This is a genomic window from Ruegeria sp. H8 (assembly GCF_056532905.1).
Genome location: NZ_JBQFNY010000001.1, coordinates 1219072 through 1237545, shown reverse-complemented (window position 1 = coordinate 1237545; position 18474 = coordinate 1219072). Strand labels below are relative to the sequence as shown.

18 protein-coding genes, 1 tRNA gene and 1 riboswitch are annotated in these 18474 nt (G+C 61.6%); of the genes, 3 read left to right on the top strand and 16 right to left on the bottom strand.

Going from position 1 to position 18474, the window contains the following annotated elements; translation table 11 throughout:
• Positions 1 to 59 precede the first annotated feature (59 nt).
• Genes ACR0A2_RS06100 through cbiE form a run of 7 tightly spaced genes read right to left on the bottom strand, consistent with a single transcriptional unit; the run spans position 60 to position 5741 of the window.
• Positions 60 to 518 (bottom strand): DUF302 domain-containing protein, encoded by a 459-nt coding sequence (locus tag ACR0A2_RS06100; protein ID WP_480834401.1) that lies wholly within the window; start codon positions 516 to 518, stop codon positions 60 to 62.
• A 58-nt stretch (positions 519 to 576) separates the two neighbouring features.
• Positions 577 to 1347: a precorrin-6A synthase (deacetylating) gene (gene cobF / locus ACR0A2_RS06095; protein ID WP_480834400.1), complete on the bottom strand. Its 771-nt coding sequence runs from the start codon at positions 1345 to 1347 to the stop codon at positions 577 to 579.
• Positions 1340 to 2068, bottom strand: a complete 729-nt coding sequence (gene cobA / locus ACR0A2_RS06090; protein WP_480834398.1) for a uroporphyrinogen-III C-methyltransferase — start codon at positions 2066 to 2068, stop codon at positions 1340 to 1342. Before cobA ends, cobF begins: the two co-directional genes overlap by 8 nt.
• Positions 2065 to 3387 (bottom strand): cobyrinic acid a,c-diamide synthase CobB, encoded by a 1323-nt coding sequence (locus ACR0A2_RS06085; protein ID WP_480834397.1) that lies wholly within the window; start codon positions 3385 to 3387, stop codon positions 2065 to 2067. The genes cobA and ACR0A2_RS06085 overlap by 4 nt, the downstream gene beginning before the upstream one ends.
• Positions 3374 to 4168, bottom strand: a complete 795-nt coding sequence (gene cobM / locus ACR0A2_RS06080) for a precorrin-4 C(11)-methyltransferase (RefSeq protein ID WP_480834396.1) — start codon at positions 4166 to 4168, stop codon at positions 3374 to 3376. Before cobM ends, ACR0A2_RS06085 begins: the two co-directional genes overlap by 14 nt.
• Positions 4165 to 4545, bottom strand: coding sequence for a cobalamin biosynthesis protein (locus ACR0A2_RS06075; protein ID WP_480834394.1), 381 nt, complete (start codon positions 4543 to 4545; stop codon positions 4165 to 4167). Before ACR0A2_RS06075 ends, cobM begins: the two co-directional genes overlap by 4 nt.
• A complete protein-coding gene (gene cbiE, locus ACR0A2_RS06070; RefSeq protein ID WP_480834393.1) occupies positions 4542 to 5741 on the bottom strand; it encodes a precorrin-6y C5,15-methyltransferase (decarboxylating) subunit CbiE in 1200 nt (399 codons plus the stop codon). The genes ACR0A2_RS06075 and cbiE overlap by 4 nt, the downstream gene beginning before the upstream one ends.
• On the opposite strand from cbiE, the gene ACR0A2_RS06065 reads away from it, so the two are divergent.
• Positions 5740 to 6471 (top strand): cobalt-precorrin-6A reductase, encoded by a 732-nt coding sequence (locus tag ACR0A2_RS06065; protein WP_480834391.1) that lies wholly within the window; start codon positions 5740 to 5742, stop codon positions 6469 to 6471. The two genes, cbiE and ACR0A2_RS06065, sit on opposite strands and share 2 nt — an antisense overlap.
• On the opposite strand, the gene cobJ is transcribed toward ACR0A2_RS06065, so the two are convergent.
• The 8 genes from cobJ to ACR0A2_RS06025 all read right to left on the bottom strand — a co-directional run bounded on the left by cobJ (position 6462) and on the right by ACR0A2_RS06025 (position 16804).
• On the bottom strand, positions 6462 to 7226 hold the full coding sequence (cobJ, locus tag ACR0A2_RS06060; protein WP_480834390.1) for a precorrin-3B C(17)-methyltransferase: 765 nt from the start codon (positions 7224 to 7226) through the stop codon (positions 6462 to 6464). The two genes, ACR0A2_RS06065 and cobJ, sit on opposite strands and share 10 nt — an antisense overlap.
• Complete coding sequence (locus tag ACR0A2_RS06055) at positions 7223 to 7951, bottom strand: precorrin-2 C(20)-methyltransferase (protein ID WP_171206609.1); 729 nt, start codon at positions 7949 to 7951, stop codon at positions 7223 to 7225. The genes cobJ and ACR0A2_RS06055 overlap by 4 nt, the downstream gene beginning before the upstream one ends.
• On the bottom strand, positions 7948 to 8577 hold the full coding sequence (locus tag ACR0A2_RS06050) for a precorrin-8X methylmutase (protein WP_480834388.1): 630 nt from the start codon (positions 8575 to 8577) through the stop codon (positions 7948 to 7950). The genes ACR0A2_RS06055 and ACR0A2_RS06050 overlap by 4 nt, the downstream gene beginning before the upstream one ends.
• Positions 8577 to 9698 (bottom strand): cobalamin biosynthesis protein CobG, encoded by a 1122-nt coding sequence (locus ACR0A2_RS06045; protein ID WP_480834387.1) that lies wholly within the window; start codon positions 9696 to 9698, stop codon positions 8577 to 8579. Before ACR0A2_RS06045 ends, ACR0A2_RS06050 begins: the two co-directional genes overlap by 1 nt.
• Positions 9695 to 12988 carry a cobaltochelatase subunit CobN gene (gene cobN, locus ACR0A2_RS06040; protein WP_480834386.1) on the bottom strand — a complete coding sequence of 1098 codons (3294 nt, stop codon included), beginning with the start codon at positions 12986 to 12988 and terminating at the stop codon, positions 9695 to 9697. Before cobN ends, ACR0A2_RS06045 begins: the two co-directional genes overlap by 4 nt.
• Before the next feature lie 5 nt (positions 12989 to 12993).
• Positions 12994 to 14049, bottom strand: a complete 1056-nt coding sequence (gene cobW / locus ACR0A2_RS06035) for a cobalamin biosynthesis protein CobW (protein ID WP_480834385.1) — start codon at positions 14047 to 14049, stop codon at positions 12994 to 12996.
• 1 nt (position 14050) lies between these two features.
• On the bottom strand, positions 14051 to 14422 hold the full coding sequence (locus tag ACR0A2_RS06030) for a DUF1636 family protein (protein ID WP_152457464.1): 372 nt from the start codon (positions 14420 to 14422) through the stop codon (positions 14051 to 14053).
• A gap of 92 nt (positions 14423 to 14514) precedes the next feature.
• Positions 14515 to 14721: riboswitch (cobalamin riboswitch) on the bottom strand.
• Positions 14722 to 14947: 226 nt separating this feature from the next.
• Positions 14948 to 16804 (bottom strand): SLC13 family permease, encoded by a 1857-nt coding sequence (locus tag ACR0A2_RS06025; RefSeq protein ID WP_171228874.1) that lies wholly within the window; start codon positions 16802 to 16804, stop codon positions 14948 to 14950.
• A gap of 423 nt (positions 16805 to 17227) precedes the next feature.
• Here ACR0A2_RS06025 and ACR0A2_RS06020 point away from each other — a divergent pair, with 423 nt between their 5' ends.
• Positions 17228 to 17419: a hypothetical protein gene (locus ACR0A2_RS06020; protein WP_480618775.1), complete on the top strand. Its 192-nt coding sequence runs from the start codon at positions 17228 to 17230 to the stop codon at positions 17417 to 17419.
• A gap of 14 nt (positions 17420 to 17433) precedes the next feature.
• Here ACR0A2_RS06020 and ACR0A2_RS06015 read toward each other — a convergent pair.
• Positions 17434 to 17507: transfer RNA gene (locus ACR0A2_RS06015), tRNA-Cys, on the bottom strand.
• Between the two features lie 225 nt (positions 17508 to 17732).
• Between ACR0A2_RS06015 and ACR0A2_RS06010 the strand changes: the two genes are divergently transcribed.
• The gene (locus ACR0A2_RS06010; RefSeq protein WP_171228412.1) at positions 17733 to 18386 is read left to right on the top strand and encodes a protein-L-isoaspartate O-methyltransferase family protein; all 654 of its coding nucleotides are present in this window, start codon (positions 17733 to 17735) and stop codon (positions 18384 to 18386) included.
• Positions 18387 to 18474 lie beyond the last annotated feature (88 nt).

Genomic DNA, 18474 nt, shown 5'->3' with positions numbered 1-18474 from the left:
CCGTTTCAAGCAGATTGCGGAGGACGTTCCCGGACGCAAGGCGGTTCACGCCAGTGTGACTATTTGACTGCGCGTTCAGCGATCGATTGAAACGTCGAGTCAAGCTCGGCGGCAATATCCATCAGGTTCTGACCGCCTTCCGAGGCGTAGGGCGCAAAGACGAAACTGGGGGTTTTATACGACAGGTTTGCCGTCCCGTCTTTGTTCTCGGTAATGTAAAACCGGATCGGGGCCTCGATCATCGCGTGGACCGAGGTTTCCAGAACCCGCACGGCGTAGTCATTGTTGAAAGCGCCGATCACGCGATTTCCGGGAATCGAAATCCCACGTGCTGCCGCCGCTTTGGTCGGGCCCGCCTGAGTCACGACGATCAGCCCGTTTTCCTTGATCGCGGCTTTGGTTGCGTCAACCAGTTCTGCATACGGTTTCTGGGTTGGGTATTCGGCCCAGCCCTCGGGCGCATTCTGAGCCCACAGGGGCAACGCGATCAGGCAGAGCAGGGGAATGAAGGCTTTCATCAACGCGTCTCCGGTATCTTGCTCTGACCTGTGTGCCAGACTTGAGCGTTCTGCGCAGTCACGAATCCGTGTTCGCCGCGCGCTGCTGCACGTCGCGTTTCTTCAGCAAGTAGATATCCATGATCCAGCCATGGTCAGCTCGGGCGCGGGCGCGCGTGTCAAGGATCCGCTGCGCGACTTGATCCAAAGGGCCGCTGATCAGCAGTTCTTCTTTCATGCCCACATAGGCCCCCCACCAGATGTCATACTCTGCCATTCTGAGGGACTGGAACGAACATTCCCCGTCCAGCATGACGGCGACTTTCGAAGCTGTTTCAGGCCAGCCTTCATCCCGGATACGACGCCCGGTGGTCACGACATAGGGTGCGCCCAAGTCATTGATCGGGATCGCATGAGCCGCGGTCAAAGCCTGCAAGGCCGTGATGCCCGGGATCACCCTGGTGTTGGGCTTGGGGTCCAGCCGCGCCGCAATGCGCAGCGAACTGTCATACAGGGACGGGTCGCCCCAAATCAGCAGCGCAATGTTCTGCGCCTCCGGGTGGGCCGCGATCGCCTCTTGCCAGCGCAGCGCAATGGCGTCGTGCCATTCGTCCACGCCACGCAGATAGCCGTCATCCGCCCGGCGCCTTGGGATGTCAAAATAGGCTATCCTTGGCGGTGTCTCGGTTACCCGATCGATGATGTCCTCACGCAGCCCGGCCAGATCGGCCTTGTTTTCGCCCTTGTGGGGGATCAGGATCAGATCGGCCGACCGGATCGCCTGCGCCCCCTGAAAGGTCACGTGATCCGGGTTGCCGGTGCCGATGCCAATCAGGCTCAGATCAATCATCTTCGAACTCCGCCAGCGGCCCGTAAAGGATCAAGGCGGGAGCCGTGCCGATCTCGGATTTCAGCTGTTCGGCCAGGGCACCGATGGTGGCGCGCGTCAGCTTCTGATCCGGGGTCGAAACAGATTCAGCCATCAAAGCAGGCGTATCCAAAGGCAGGCCGTGTGAATGCAGCGCTTCTGCCAAAAGCGGGAAAGTACGTTTGCCCATGAATACGACAGTGGTGGCCTGAGAATCGGCCAAGGCTGTCAGGTTCAGGTCGTTCGGCAACGCGCCACTGACGTCATGTCCCGTCACGAACTGCACCCGCCGTGCGGTTAGACGACGCGTCAGTGGGATGCCTGCAGCAGCTGCGGCAGCCACGGCAGACGGTACGCCGGGGATGATCTCGAATTCAATGCCCGCCTCACGAAGGGCAACAAGTTCTTCTTCCAGTCGCCCGAACATGCCGCCATCGCCGGATTTCAGCCGCACGACATGTTGGCCGGTCTGGGCGTAGTCCACTAGCAACCGGCTGACATGGTCCTGTTTGGGCGAGGGGCGACCTGCCCGTTTGCCCACGCCCACAAGATCGGCGTCTTCGCGCGCGTGGCTCAGAATCGGCCCGCTGCTGAGGTCATCGAACAAAATCGCATCGGCTTTTTTCATCCTGTCGACGGCCTTCAGCGTCAGCAGTTCCGGATCGCCGGGGCCCGAGCCGATGAAAGAGACAAATCCGCTCATGCAGTTGCCTCCGCAATCAGGTGAAAGAACGTACCTGTGACATTGCCGCGAACAGAGCCGGTCTGAGGTCCCTCTGCGCCTTCGGCATCAAACACACGGGCCAGCGGCGGGTCAGGCTGATCCACGATCGAGGAATAGTGGAACTCATGCCCGCGCAGCGCCGCATTCCGCGCATATCCCGGCATCGGGGCCAAAAGTTCGGCCTTGCGATAGCCTAGGTTGAATTTGCGTTTTTGGTACGACGTCACCAACCCCAGCAGGCCAGCCATTTCATGCCGCACGCCATCCTTGTCGATCAGCGCATGACCCAGCGCCATGTATCCACCGCACTCACCATGCAAAGGCTTTGTTTCGGCGTGCTTGCGCAGACCCGCAAGGAACGTTTGGGCGGCAGCCAACGTCCCGGCATGCAGTTCAGGGTATCCGCCGGGAAGCCAGACCAGATCGGCATCCGCCGCCGGGGCTTCATCAGCCAGCGGCGAGAAGGGCAGGATCTCGGCCCCAGCGGTGCGCCAGCCTTCCAGCAAATGTGGATATGTAAAAGAAAAAGCCGCATCCCGTGCCAATGCAATCCGCTGGGCCGGAGGGCGCGGCAGCGCGTCTGACGATGGCCCAATGGGGCCTGAGGAAGCCGCCCGTTTGATCGCCTCGAGATCCACATGTTCCCGCAGAAATGCAGCATAGCCCACGATGGCGCTTTCAAGATCCGGGTGTTCGACGGCCTGGATCAACCCCAGATGCCGCTCGGGTAGGGTCAGATCGCCTCGGCGCGGCAGCACACCCAGAACCGGCAGGCCTGCGCGTTCCATCCCCAGCCGGGTCAGGCGCTCGTGCCGGGGGCTGGCACAGCGGTTCAGAATGACGCCGGCAAAGGGCAGATCGGGGTTGTACATCCTGAACCCCAGCGCGGTTGCCGCCGCAGATTGCGCCTGGCCGCCGACATCCAGCACCAACACAACCGGCCAACCCATCCGCGCAGCGGTCTCGGCGCTGGACCCATGACCCAACTCACCCGGCTTGGCCACGCCATCGAACAGGCCCATCGAACCTTCTGCCACCACGATGTCGGCGCCTTCGGCCTGCGCGGAGATCGCGTTCAACAAAGGATCGCCCATCGCCCAGCTGTCAAGATTGAACGAAGCCCGCCCGGACGCGGCTCGGTGGAAGGCGGGGTCGATATAGTCCGGTCCGCTCTTGAACGGTTGAACGGTCAGGCCATCCTCGGCCAGAGCGCGCAACAGGCCCAGCATGACCGTTGTCTTGCCCGTGCCCGAGGACGGTGCTGAAATCAGAAGGCCCGGAGGGTTAATCATCACCATGGCTCCAGCTCGACCATGGGCTCTCGGCGCTTTGCGGGCGATAGCGACGGTCGTAATCTTTCGAATACAGGCAGCTTTCGTTGAAACCTTCGCCCGCCAGCGCCGGACCAACCATGATCAACGCAGTCCGCGAGATGCTGTCATCCAGCGCGTCTTTGAGCGTTCCCAGCGTTGCCCGGATGATCCGTTCATCCGGCCAGCTCGCGCGATAGACTACGGCGACCGGACAGTCGGCCCCATAGGCCGGGGTCAGATCGGCAATGACGTTGTCCAGATTGCCGATGGACAGATGAATGGCAAGTGTCGCCCCTGTGCGTGCGAAATTCTCCAACGTCTCGCCTTCAGGCATGGAAGATGCACGGCCCGGCGTCCGGGTCAGAACCACGGATTGCGCCAGCCCGGGCAGAGTAAGCTCGGTTCCCAAAGCCGCCGCAGCCGCCGCAAAGGACGGAACGCCTGGGGTCACGCTGACCGGGATGCCCATTTCCTTGAGGCGGCGGATCTGTTCCCCCATCGCCGACCAGACCGACAGGTCGCCAGAATGCAGACGGGCCACATCCTGGCCGGCCTGATGTGCGGCCTCGATCTCGGCCATGATCTGATCCAGATCCATTGGCGCGGTGTTCACGATCCTTGCGCCTTCGGGGCAGTGGCCAAGAATTTCTTCCGGAACCAGGGAACCCGCATAAAGGCAAACGGGGCAGGATGCGATGATGTCGCGCCCGCGCAGCGTCAGCAGGTCGGCGGCGCCCGGTCCGGCGCCGATGAAATGAACGGTCATGTCTGTCCTCCGATGGCTATGGCGCAGGTCGCCAGCCGGTCGTCTGAAATCTGTCTGGGTGAAAGCAGCCGCGCACCCGGGCCAAAAAATTTTCCGGCGGCCGCCAATGCGGATGCTTCGGCCACGCTTCCGGTGCCATAGGTTGCGCGGCTGCGGTTCGAGCAGGTGAGTGTACGTTGACCGGCCAGATCGGCGGCGGCAACGAAATGCAGGGGAAGTGACAGTTCTTCGGCAAAGGTCGTCAGGGCCGAATGACCTTCCTTGTCGGCAACGGTTGCCAGGGCGGCGACATCGTGGTTTGCGGCCGCCGTGTCAAATACGGCGCGCAAGCTGTCAACAGTGGCGGCGGACGAGAATCCCAAACCGGCAACGATCATAGCGTCACGCTCCACTGCACGACCGGATAGGCGGATTTCCAGCCGCGGCGCGGTCCAAGCGGCGCCGACTGAGCGAGTTCGATCCGCAGAAGCTCTCCGCCCAGTTTCTCATGCCACTGGGCCAATGTGGCCTCGCTTTCCAAAGTCACGGCATTGGCAACCAGGCGGGTTCCGGACGGCAGGTTCTGGTGCAGCCAGTGCAGCAGGTCTGGATCAAGCCCCCCTCCGATGAACACCACGTCGGGCAGTTCCAGCCCGTCCAGCGCAGCGGGCGCGGTGCCATGGATGACGTTCAGCCGATCCTGACCCAATGCATCGGCATTCCGACGAATGCGCTCAGCCCTGTCAGCACGGGGTTCAATGCTGGTCGCGGTCAGGGTCGGATCGCACATCAGCCATTCGATGCTGATCGAGCCGGTGCCCCCTCCGATATCCCACAAGTGCTCGCCCCGTTGCGGAGCAAGCGCCGAGAGTGTCAGCGCGCGGATCGGGCGTTTGGTGATCTGTCCGTCCGTCTCGAAGATGTGGTCCGGCTTGCCAGACGCCTTGGAAAGGGCAGGTCCTGCACCGGAAACCTCCAGACCGACGCAGACCGGATGGTCGAACGTACCCAACAGCGCCTCGGTCAGCGTGACTGTTCGGGTGCTTTCGCGCGGACCACCCAGCGCCTGCATCACATGCAGGGCCGAGTCGGCAAAGCCTGTCTCGGTCAGATACCGTGCCAGTTCCGCCACGGCCTTTCCGTCACGCAGCAACAGGATCGCTTGCGCTCCCGGTGCCAGATGAGGACGCAAACGGGTCAGCGGCGCGGCGTGCAGGCCGAAGGTCAGGGTGCTTTCCAAAGGCCAGCCGAGCCGGGCAGCGGCCAGCGAGAAGGTGGATTGGCCGGGCAGGGCGGTCCATTCACCGGCATCGAAATTGCGCGCAATGACCGAACCCGCGCCAAACCAGAACGGATCGCCCGAGGCCAGAACAACCGTCTGCCGGCCACGCAATCCCTTCAGGATCGGCAGCCCTTCCGAGAACGGCACAGGCCATTCGACACGTTCCGCCCCTGTTTCGGGCAGCAATGACAGGTGGCGCGGCGGCCCCATGATCACTTCGGCCCGGTCCAGCACTTGACGGCTGGTTGGCGACAGGCCATCAAACCCATCTTCGCCCAGTCCCAGAACGGTCAGCCACGGAGATTCAGACATGACAACCCTCCTGATCCTTGGCGGCACGACCGAGGCCAACGCGCTGGCCAAAGCTGTTTCGCAACAAGGGATTGCGGCTGTGTATTCCTACGCTGGACGGGTGGAAAACCCGCGTCCGCAGCCCTTGCCGGTAAGGGTTGGCGGTTTCGGCGGTCCGGAAGGTCTGGCCGCCTATATCCATGAGAACGCCATCACCCATGTCGTGGACGCGACCCATCCATTTGCGGCCCGGATGAGCCGGAACGCGACCGAGGCATGCGCCGCGACGCGGACGCCATTGGCCGCGTTGACACGCGCGGCGTGGACACCGCAGCCCGGCGACAACTGGTATCGCGTCCCGGACATTGCAGCGGCTGTCGACGCGTTGTCCGGCGAAGCCCGGCGCGTTTTCCTCGCCGTTGGCCGTATGCACCTTGAAGACTTTGCCGCCCAGCCCCAGCACCGCTACCTGCTGCGTCTGGTGGATGACCCCGACACTGTGCCCTTGCCGAACGCAGAGGTTGTCGTTGCCCGAGGGCCGTTTACCGAAGCTGACGACCGGGCGCTGATGCAGCGCCACGGCACGCAGTTGGTCGTATCCAAGAACGCAGGCGGCACGGGCGCGCGCGCCAAGCTGGACGCGGCGCGGGCGCTGGGCGTGCCCGTGCTGATGATCGACCGCCCGGTTCTGCCGAAGCGGACCGAGTTTTCGCAGGTCGCACAGGTTCTGGACTGGCTGCTTCATCCCTGACCCTCATCAGGGGTGAAGCGAGGGGTGTAAACGATGGGTGCGCCATCGCGCTCGATGACGCGCGTTCGGGATGACCCCACGATCACCACGGTCTGCATATCCGCCATGTCGGGCGTGGCTTCGGCCAGTGTCGAAATGCGCATCTCTTCATCGGCCCGCGATACGGCGCGGGCGAATAAGATCAGACGTTCGGGCTCACACTCTTCACGCAGGATTTCCAGCGTTTTTACAAAGCCTTCCGGGCGGGACTTCGAGCGCGGATTGTAAAAGGCCATCGAGAAATCCGCCTGTGCGGCAAGGCGCAGGCGTTTTTCGATCAATGACCATGGTTTGAGGTTGTCGCTGAGGTTGATGGCGCAGAAGTCATGCCCCATCGGGGCGCCCGCGCGCGCGGATGCAGCCAACATCGCCGTGATCCCCGGCAGCACATCGATCTGAAGGTCGCGCCATTCCGCAGGGCCGTTTTCCAGTGCTTCGAAGACGGCCGCCGCCATGGCAAACACGCCGGGATCGCCCGAGGATACAACGACCACCCGTTTGCCATCGGCAGCCATTTGCAGCGCGTGTTGCGAGCGGTCGATTTCGACCCGGTTGTCACTGGCATGCAGTGTAAGGCCGGGGCGCTCGGCAATACGCGCCACATATGGGATATAGCCCACAACATCGGTGGCTTCGGCCAGCGCGGCTGTTACTTCTGGTGTAACAAGCGCCTCGTCACCCGGCCCCAGACCGGCAATCTTGACCCAGCCGCTCATGGTCGCCGCCCCTGACCGTGCACGACGATGATCGAGAAATACGGGGTGATCTTCTCGCAGGCTTCGGACAGCTTTGTCACCGTCTGGTTCGGCATCTGCGCATATTCCACGATCCACGCCCGGTCATACAGGCCAGCGGTCTTCAGAGCGCGCTTCACCTTGTCGATGTTGCGTCCGATTTTCATCACGACCAACGCATCGGTCAGAGCCATGCGTTCCGCCAGCGTGTCCTCGGGCAGGGTGCCAACCAGCACGGTCAGAACGTCATCACCCCAGGTGATCGGGTCTCCGGTCGCGGTCCAGGCTCCGGACATGCCGGTAATGGCGGGTACAACTTCAACCGGCGCGTCTTGGCGCAGTCGGCTGTAAAGGTGCATGAACGAGCCATAGAAGAAGGGATCGCCCTCGCACAGAACAACCACGTCCTCACCCCGTTCTGACAGGGCCTTGAGATGCCTTGTACAGTCTTCGTAGAATGCTGCCAGCAATTCGTTGTAACGCGGGTCTGTCACTGGGATCTCGGTGGTTACGGGATATTCCATGGGAAACTCGACCGCGCCTTCGGGGATCATCCCGTTGACGATCTTGCGCGCCTGACCACTGCGACCGGGTTTGCGGAAATACGCCACATGCTTTGCATTGCGCAGGAGGCGATCAGCCCGGACGCTCATCAAATCCGGATCGCCGGGGCCAAGGCCCACACCGTATATGGTGCCCATCTTCATTCTGCCCGGCTTGCGATGGCGTTGATGGCCGCCACCGTGATGGCGCTGCCGCCCAGACGACCTTTGACGATGCAGGATGGCACCGGTTGCGCCTGCCACAGCGCATCCTTGGATTCCACCGCGCCGACAAAGCCAACCGGGCAGCCGATGATCGCGGCAGGGCGCGGGCAATCCGGGTCTTCCAGCATGTTCAGCAAATGGAACAGTGCGGTGGGCGCATTGCCGATGGCGACCAGCGCACCCTCCAGATGCGGCCGCCACAGCTCCAGCGCAGCGGCGGAACGGGTGTTGCTCATCTCGGCGGCCAGCGGGCGTACGCGTTCATCGTGCAGGGTACAGATCACCTGGTTGTCGGCGGGCAGGCGGAAACGGGTGACACCTTCGCTGACCATGCGCGCATCACACAGGATCGGTGCGCCATTTTCCAATGCGGTGCGGGCCGTCTGCACGAAGCCGGGCGAGAAATGCACGAACTCTTCCAGTCCGACCATACCCGCGGCGTGGATCATGCGAACGGTAACCTGCTCTTCATCGGCATCAAAACGGGCCAGATCAGCCTCGGACCGGATGGTGGCAAAGCTTTCCTTGTAGATCGCCGCGCCATCGGTTTCGTATGTATAGGGCATCAGGTGAAGTCCATAGTCATGAGTGTTTCCGGGTCGAGCCCGCGTTGGCTGGGCTCATCCCCTGCGCGGCCCTGTTTGACAAGATCAAATCGTCCGTTTGCGCCCACCAATGTGATGTCGGCAGGACCCATGCGAGCGCATCCCTTGCTACAGCCCGAAACATGCAGGCGTCCGGACACCCGCGAAGCCAACGCCCGGGCGATGTCGCGCGTCTCGGCCTGCGCCTGCGGACAGAACGGCGCGCCGGGGCAGGCGTCGGTGGTCATCAACGGATCGGTTCCATTTTCGACAAAGGCCGGGGCAGGTATCGCCGCCCCGCCTTCCAGCAGGATCAGCCGCCACGGGGTGACGCGCAGGGCGCAAGCGCCGCTGTCCTCGATCAGGTCATACAGCTTGCGCGCAGGCAGCGACCCAAAAGCCGCGCCGTACAGGGCACCCAGTTCACAGCGGCCCGGTTGAAGCTTTGCGCCAACGGAACCGGGCGCACATCCTTGCCATTCCTGCGGCAGGGCGTCGATGACACGCGCCATGCGGCGTGTCTCGGGTGTGTAGGTTTCGGCAAACCACATTGCCAGCGCGATCACGTGATCAATGGCGTCGGTCTCGGTCACGCTCCGCCCGGTTGCGCACCCGTCAGCGCGCAGGATCAGGCTGCCTGCACCGGATTCCAGGCGAATATCGGCCGAATCCGACGCCAGCAGACGTTCGGGGCCGGTGTCGATTGCAAAGCCGAACTTTGCCGGCAGGGCCGGCAGCTCCGCAAGCCGGTCAATCAGTTCATGGGTCAGTCGAGCAGTCAAATCGCCCGCCTGATAGAGCGGCGTAACCAGAATATTGCGGCGTATTTCGATACCGGGTTCCGCATCCAGCAGGTTCAGCGCGGCAAGCTCTTTGAGCAGAGGCTGATGGTCTTCCTCTTCCACGCCCCGCAATTGCAGATTGGCGCGATTGGTCAAATCGATCGAGCCGTTGCCAAAGCGGTCCGCCAGATCGCACAGTCCCAGTGCCTGATCGGCCTCCAGACGCGCCAGCCGGGGCCTGACCCTGACGACCAGACCGTCACCGGACATCATCGGACGATGGGCGCCCGGGCACCAGCCCTGAACAATTGGTGCACTCATCTCAATCCCTCCAGATCAGCCCGGATAGAGTTCCGGCGCGTGTTCCAAAGCCCGGCCTCAAGCAGCGCGCGGAACCGGTCCTGCATGGCCTGGCGCGCCTTGGGATTGGCCTCTTGCAGGAACGCGTCGACCTCTTCGTTGCCCAGCGTGGCATCGTGGTAAAGGTCAAAAAGATGCGGTGCGACCGTGCCGGACAGATGCGCGAAAGAGGCCATATGATCCAGCGTTGCCGCGATTTCAGCCGCCCCCCGGAAACCATGGCGTTGCATTCCGGCGATCCAGCCGGGGTTGGCGGCACGGGCGTGGACGACTCGGCTGATTTCTTCACGCAAAGTGCGGGCACGCGGGTTTTCGGGGTTGGTGTTGTCCAGATGGTACAGCTGCGCGGTTCCGCCGGCGATCTTCTTGGCGGCGGCAAAGCCTGCCTCGTGCGTGGCATAATCGTTGGCCAGAAGGAGATCGGTTTCGGTCAGGTCCTGCAAGTGGACAAAGCTGTCCGCATTTGCGACGCGTTGGGTTATGCCGTCCTTGTCCTGCGAGATGTGTTCGCCTTCCAATGCAAAAGAACTGGCCTCAAGCCACGCTTCACCGGCCTGCGCACGGGCCTCGTCGGTATACACTTCGGAGAGTTCGGTCATATTGACGCCATAGCTTCCCGGCGCAGGTCCATAGACCCGCGCTGCCGGCTCCTGCCCGGCATAGGGGTTCCAATCCCTTGCCTCATCGCGCGCGGCCAATGCGCGAACCGCTTGGCCAAACAAGGCGGACAGCGTCGGGAAAACATCCCGGAACAGGCCCGAGACCCGCAGGGTCACGTCCAGACGTGGGCGGCTCAGGTCGGTGATCGGCAGAACCTCGATGCCGGAAACCCTCTCGGACCCTTTGTCCCACACGGGTTTGACGCCCAGCAGGTGCAGGGCCATGGCGAATTCCTCGCCCGCCGTGCGCATGGTGGCTGACCCCCACAGATCGACGATCAGCCCCTTCGGGTAATCGCCTTCTTCCTGAAGATGGCGCCGCACCAGTTCTTCGGCCAGTTTCACACCCTGAGCATAGGCCGCACGGGTCGGAACCGACCGCGGATCGGTGGTGTAAAGGTTCCGCCCGGTGGGCAGAACATCTGACCGGCCACGATAGGGGGACCCCGAAGGCCCGGCATCAATCCGCTTGCCTTCGAGCGCTTTGATCAGCGCGTCGCGTTCGGCGTGGGCCGAAGGGGCCGGATCGAAACTGCCCGTCACCTCGGGCACGCGCCCGAAGATGTGCAGCCCGTCGCCAAACTGGCTTTCCTTGATGTCACAGACAAAGCGGTCGATGCGGGTGATGGCCTCGGCGGTGCAGGTTGCCTGATCGAGGCCGAGATCGCTTTCCAGCCCTATCGCCTGCGCCTCATCTCGGATATCTTCCTGCAAGCGGTCGCGGCGTTTGGGGTCAAGCCCGTCGGCGTTGGAAAACTCATCCAGCAGCGATTCAAGCCGCACCATCCGATCCGGCGTGCCGCTTTCCTTCATCGGGGGCGGGATGTGGCCCAGCGTGACGGCTCCGATCCGGCGCTTGGCTTGCGCGGCCTCGCCCGGGTCGTTCACGATAAACGGGTAGATCACCGGCAGATCGCCGATCAGCGCGTCGGGCCAACAATCGGCAGACAAGGCGACCGATTTTCCGGGCAACCATTCCAGCGTTCCATGCGCGCCGATATGGATCAGCGCATCGGCACCCAACCTTTTGCGCAGCCACAGATAGAAGGCGACATAACCGTGGCGCGGGGTGCGCGAGAGGTCATGATAGTCGTCATCCCGCAACTCGGGCGTGCCGCGTTCGGGTTGCAGCGCGACCAGCGCCTTGCCGCGCCGAAGCGCGGTGAAATGGAAGGCCCCATCGGCACAGGCCGGATCATCTTCGGGCGCGCCCCAAATGGTGTGCAGACCGGCGCGCAGGGTCTCGGGCAATTCCGCAAGCGCAACCTGATAATCCCCGAGCGACCACGAAATCCGTGCGCCCAGAAGAGTGTCGGCAATCGGCTCGCCAGTCGCGATGTCATAGCCTTCTTCGTCAAGATCGGACAGCATCGCCTCGGCCGAGGCCAGCGCGTCGAGGCCAACCGCATGGGCCATCTGCCAGTCTTTGCCGGGATAGGTGGACAGGACCAACGCAGGAATCTGATCTGCCTTGCGTTTGTCGTTCAGTGCAAGCCAGCCCGATACACGGTCGATGATCGCTTCGATCCGGTCCGGTTCGGGCCGATGTGCAAAGCGCGCGTATTCCAGATGCGGATCGCGTTTGCCGGGTTCCTTGAAAGACGCGATTCCTGCTGAGATCCGTCCATCCACCTCGGGCAGTACCACATGCATGGCAAGATCGGCGGGGGACAAACCGCGTTCCGCCTGGGCCCAGGCTTTGCGGCGCGAGGTGGCGAGAGCGACCTGAAACACCGGCACGCCTGCCGCGTCCAGAGGCGACGTTCCCGACGCACCTTTTCCCGAAAACGAGGTGGCGTTGACAATGGCCGATGGGTTCAGCGCAACAACCTGTTCCCGCAACCAGTCGGCGGCCACGGGCGCCTTGAGAGACGGGGCAAACAGGCCCACCGCCGCGTATCCACGGGCGCGCAGGCTGTGGATCAGGGCGGCGATCGGGGCGGTGTCTGCCGAGGTCAGGTAAGCGCGGTAAAAGGTGACGAGGATTCGTTTGGCCTTGCTTTCGAACGCGGTTTCCACCGGGACTACGCCGCGATCCGGACACCACGTGCCACATTCGGGCAAGGTCTTGGCGCCCATCACCGGACCGGCATAAAGCCCCGCCGCCAAAGCCATCTGTGCCAGCGCCGCCTGTGCCGCGACCTCGCCGCCGGTATCGCACAGATGCGCCAGACGTCGCAGGGTCGAGACCGGCAGGGTGGAATAGTCATCCAGCCGCGTGTCCTCGCGCCCGTCAGCGGGCAGCACTGCCAGCGCGATGCCCTTGGCCAGCGCCAGCGCCAGAACCTGCTGCAACCCATAAGGCCAGTAGGGGACGCCGCCGATCAGCCGGATCAGAATGCCCTTGGCGCCCTCCAGCGTCTGCTCGACATAGGTATCGACCGACAACGGGTGTTTCAACGCCGTCAAATTCGCCAGCCGCAGGGTCGGCATTCGCCCTTCCGGTCCGCCGCCGCGATGCCAGCCAGCCGCGAAAGCCCCCAGATCGCTGTCCGAAAAGGACAGCACCACCAGATCCGCCGGGCTCTGGCCCAGATCGGTTGGGGTCTCGGTTTCCTCGAGCCCGTGGCTTTCGCGGAAGACGACGTGCATGTGTCTTACTCGGCAGCCTCACGCACACCCACGAGGATTTCGCGGATTTCCGCCTCTTTGATATCGTCATGCTCGGCGATGACGACCAGACGCGAACGACGGTCTTCACCGGGTTCCCACGGGCGGTCATACTGGTGCCGTACCCGCGCGCCGACCGCCTGAACCAGCAGGCGCATGGGTTTGCCCTGAACGGCGGCATACCCTTTGACGCGCAGGATGTTCAGTTCATTGGCGAGGCGTTCGATATTGGCGATCAGTTGGGCCGGATCGGTCTGCTCGGGCAGCTCGACGATGATGCTTTCGAAATCGTCATGCTCGTGATCGTGATGGCCGTCGTGATGCGAGGGGCGGGCGTCCATGTCATCCTCGGCGGCGGCTTCCAGACCCAGCACAACGCGCACGTCCACGGCACCTTCGGCCACTTCGACGACGGGCAGGGGGCGCGGCGCCTCGGCGGCGATGATCTCGCGCGCTTTGGCCACGCCTTCGGGGCCGGCGAGGTCGGGCTTGGTCAGCAGGATGATGTCGGCGCACGAGATCTGATCCTCGAACACCTCGGACAGGGGCGTTTCGTGGTCGATCGAGTCATCGGCCATGCGCTGGACGTCCACCGCTTCGACATTGGGCGCGAAACGGCCTGCGGCCACAGCCTCGGCATCGGCCAAGGCGATCACGCCGTCGACGGTGATCTTCGAGCGGATGTCAGGCCAGTCGAATGCCTTGAGCAGCGGTTTCGGCAGGGCCAGACCGCTGGTTTCGATCAGGATATGATCCGGGCGCGGCTCCAACGCCATCAGGGCCTCGATGGTGGGAATGAAATCATCTGCCACGGTGCAGCAGATGCAGCCATTGGCCAGTTCCATGATGTTTTCCGCCGGGCAATCAGGAATGGCGCAGGATTTCAGGATGTCGCCATCGACGCCTACATCGCCGAACTCGTTGACCACGACAGCAAGGCGCTTGCCCTGTGGGTTCTGCATCAGGTGACGCACCAAAGTGGTCTTGCCCGAGCCCAGAAAGCCGGTGATCACTGTGACGGGGAGTTTTTCGAGGTTCGACATGTCAGGCTCCAATGGGGGGAATGCGCGAGGCACAGTTCTTGCGAAAATGTTCGGGGCGTTCGCGCCATTTCACCAAACCATCTTCAGTGGCCAGATACTTGGTCGCGCCGTCGACGATGACGTCGACATGATCTGTTTCGTTCAGGTTTTCATACACGAAGGTCCAGCGGCCCGGCCCGCGCAACACGATCGAACAGCCTTGATCGCAGTTTGACAGGCATTCAACGGCTTTCAGGGTGACACCGTCGGGCAGGTCTGCCTGTTCCAGGGCCTTGTGCAACAAAGCGCCCGGGCGTTGCGCGTCATCTTCGACAGGCAGGCCGCGACGGCAGGTGGTACAGACCAGCAACTCGACTGGTGCGGTCTCGGTCATGTCTCTCATCCCCCCAAATCCTCTTCGCGGGGGACGGGGTTTCATGCGGGCCACGATTGGTCATGGACCCGACACCGGAACACCCCGCCCGGTTTCAACTTCGGTTGTTGGCAGGTCTCCCGGCTTGCGGATGCCAGAGGCGGGCCTCTGTCGGATGTCCCGCCTTCCCGGCTTTCGAGCCAGTGGCATTGGGCATCCTCTCCGTTCACGGTCGCGGGGGCGGCTGCGTTTGGCGGCAAGACCGTTGACGCATTCCCTTTTCATCGGCTGTCACCGACACCAACGAAAGGGACATGCGGCACCGCTGGCCTGCTTGTCAAGCGAGTCGCGCGCAACAATTATGCAGAGGCATGGAAAGCGACCTGTGGGCGCCGATGGGCGGCATGGTGTGCCGGGACCCAGCCTGAGATGGGCCGGGCGACGAAAGGTATCTCAGCAAGGGGCGTAGACTGTGGCGAACTGTTGATCGACTGAACCTGTCCAGATGATGGGTAAAGACCACCGAACCCCCTGGATCCTCTTGCGCTAATAGATGACGTTTATCATGAGCAGCGAGACGACCAGAAACAGCGCCGTCATTATTCCGCCGGAGCGGACGAAATCCATCACCTTGTATCCGGCCGGACCCATGATCAACGCGTTTACCTGATGGGTTGGGATGATGAAGCTGTTCGAGGTCGATATGGCGACCGTCAGGGCAAAGACGGCCGGGTTTCCACCCGCCGCCACCGCAATCGATACCGCCAGAGGCACCAGCAGAACTGTGGCCCCCACATTGGACATGACCAAAGAAAAGGCCGTCGCCAGAACGGCGATGCCGGTTTGCAGCGACCAGAGCGGCCAGCCGTCCAGAATTATCATGATCTGCTGCGCGATCCACGCGGCCGTGCCTGTGTTCTGCACGGCTTGTCCCAAAGGTATGAGGCAGGCGAGCAGGAATACGGTGTTCCATCCGACCGCGCGGTATGCCTCGTCCACGCTGAGCACACGGGTCAGCATCATGCCCACCGCGCCGGTAAGAAGACAGAGTGAAAGCCGGACATCCGTGAACAGGATCAACGACAGCGAAATGGCGAAGAATGCCAGGGCCCAGCCGACTTTTTGCGGCCGCAGCTCGTCCTGAGGAAAGTCCGTCGTCACAACGACGAAATCCGGATCTCGTTTGATCCGCATCAGGTTGTCCCATCTGGTATGTGCCACAAGCATGTCGCCCGCCTGAAACTTTTCGAGCCCGATCTGAGTGGATTCGTGATCCTCGGTCTCGACATGGCTCAGCGTCTCTTCGCCGCGGTGAATGGCCAGCAGCGACATCCCGTAGGTCTTGCGAAACAAAAGCTCGCGGGGGCATTTGCCGATCAGCTTGCTGTCGGGCGTGATGACCACCTCGGCCACGCCTGCATTGGTTGGGGCGAACTCTTCGACGAAAATGTCCAAATCCGGAAGAACGGTCAGCCCATATTTCTCGGCGAACTTCTCGACCTCCCAACGGCGGCCGACGATGGCCAGCCGACACGGCGCTGCAATTTCCGCTGTCAAAACCTGAACCATCGAGGTTTTGCCGCGATAGAAGGTGGAAATGATGTACAGGTGGTTTTCGTGGTTGATGTCGGCCAGAATCTCGCCGACCAAGGGGCTGTCCTCGGGCACCACGACTTCGAACACATCGGCTTTGAGGCCATAGACCCTTTGCAGGTATTCCTGTGTCCCTTGTCCGGTACCCGTATTGTCAGGCCCTTCAGCCTCGGGCAAAACCCAGCGTCCCAACAGCAGAAAGTATCCAATTCCCGTCAGGATCAGAACCGCACCGATCGGCGTGACCGAGAACAGGCCGAAGGGCTCCATTTTCTGAGAGGCCGGCAGACTGTCATTTGCCGTCAGGATCAGATCGTTCAGCAGGATAAGAGGAGACGACCCCACCATCGTCATGGTGCCGCCCAAAATGGCGCAGAATCCCATCGGCATGAGCAGGCGCGACAGCGGTATGCCCGACCGTGTGGAAATTCGGCTGACAACCGGCAGAAACAGAGCAGCGGCGCCGACATTCTGCATGAACGAGGATATGACGCCAACGGTGCCGGAAATGATTGGTACAACCCTGCCTTCGGATTTGCCACCGTATTTGAGGATGACGGCAGCCACCTTGTTCATGATCCCCGTCTTGTCCAGACCGGCCCCGACGATCATGACCGCAATGATCGAGATGACCGCATTGGATGCGAAGCCGTCGAACAGAAGGGTGACATCCGCCAGATTTCCCAGCCCGGGCGCGTAGCTGAGCAAGCCTATGAGAACCAGAACCAATATGGCGGAAAGGTCGATCCTTATGATCTCGGAAACGAACAGAAAAACGGTGAATGCCAGCAGGGTGCAAACGACCCCCATCTCGAAGGTAAAGGCAATGTGTTCCACAATACGTCCAGAACTTTTTCTTTGTTAGAGTCCTAGTTCATCCTTCCCGAGTTGTCATGAAGTTTCGTTTTTTGGCGATGTTGAGACATAAAATTGCTCAAAGGCTGCTGTGTGAGCAATGCTTTCGGGAACCCCATTTGACGAACGCGTCAGAAAGAAGGATTGGACAAATTGCATGAAGAAGTCAGCACGTTTCGTACCGGCGCGATGCCGTTCCAACCAGGTCGAAGCAGCATAGGTAATGGCAGGTCAATTCCAGCCATGGACGACAGACAATCCGACAGCTTTGTTTGCGGCACCATTCTGCGGCTGCCTGAACCGCGCAATGGGCCTGCTTGGCCGTCCCTGATCGCAATCTGACTACAAGAAAGGTCTGTACCCAAATGGCTGGGACCAATGGTTCAGGTCACCAATTCTGATCATTTCGAGATGAAGATGCCAAGGAAGTACGGCGAGGTGTTGCCTGAACGCAAGCTGGCGGCATATGCCAAGAATGCTCGCAGTCGGATGGAACAGAACCAGATCGAAACACGAAAAATCCAAATTTTGGTTGGATACTGGACCTCGAAGAAAGACAAAGTACCGTAAGTCATTGGAGGTATTGGAGGCGAGTACCGGAATCGAACCGGTGTACACGGATTTGCAATCCGCTGCGTCACCACTCCGCCAACTCGCCTTTTCAAGCAAAATCAAATACTTGCCGTGGTGTGCGTGGGGTTTTAGCAGCTTTCCATAGGGGCGTCCAGAGGATTGCGCGCAATTTTGTCGACGAGATTGAAATTTGCCGAAGCCCGCAACCGTAAACGCGCAGGCGCAGGGGGGTTGCGTCAACAGGGCCGTTGCTGGGCAGTTCAGGATGTGGCAAAAGCCGGGTAACTTTGGGAATGACTCGAGAGATCCTATGACAGATTTCGCTGCCCGGCGCCGCACTATGGTTGATACGCAAATCCGGCCTTCGGATGTTACAAAGTTCCCGATCATTGAGGCGATGCTGAACGTCCCGCGCGAAAACTTCGTGCCTGACGCACAGCGTGAGGCCGCCTATGCCGACAGTGTGATCGATCTGGGCAACGGTCGCTGTATGCTCGAGCCGAGAACGCTTGCTAAAATGCTGGATGCGCTCAACATTTCGAACGACGAGATGATTCTCGATATCGCTCCGGCGACGGGGTATTCCACTGCGGTTGCCGCGCGTATGGCCCAGTTGGTCGTTGGTGTGGAAAGCGACGACTCGCTGGCGTCCGAGGCGCAAAGCCTGTTGGCTGAGGCCGATGTGGACAATGCCATTATCCACGTCGGTCCTTTGGATCAGGGTGCGGCTGAGCACGGTCCTTACGATGCGATCATGGTGCAGGGCGGTGTTGAACGGATTCCCGACGCTCTGTTGGATCAGCTCAAGGAACATGGCCGGATTGCATGCCTGTTTGTTGAAGGCAATCTTGGAACCGTGCGGATCGGTCGAAAGACCGGAGGCCGGGTCAGCTGGCGGGATGCGTTCAACGCCAGTGCACCGATACTAGAGAGCTTTTCGGCGGAGTGTGCATTTTCGCTATAGTTCGCCGATAGATTCTGCTGGCGCCTTGATTAGTTGAAAAGAAGACCGCAAACTGCCTTCAGGGCAGTGTAATTTCGTTTGAGAGGAT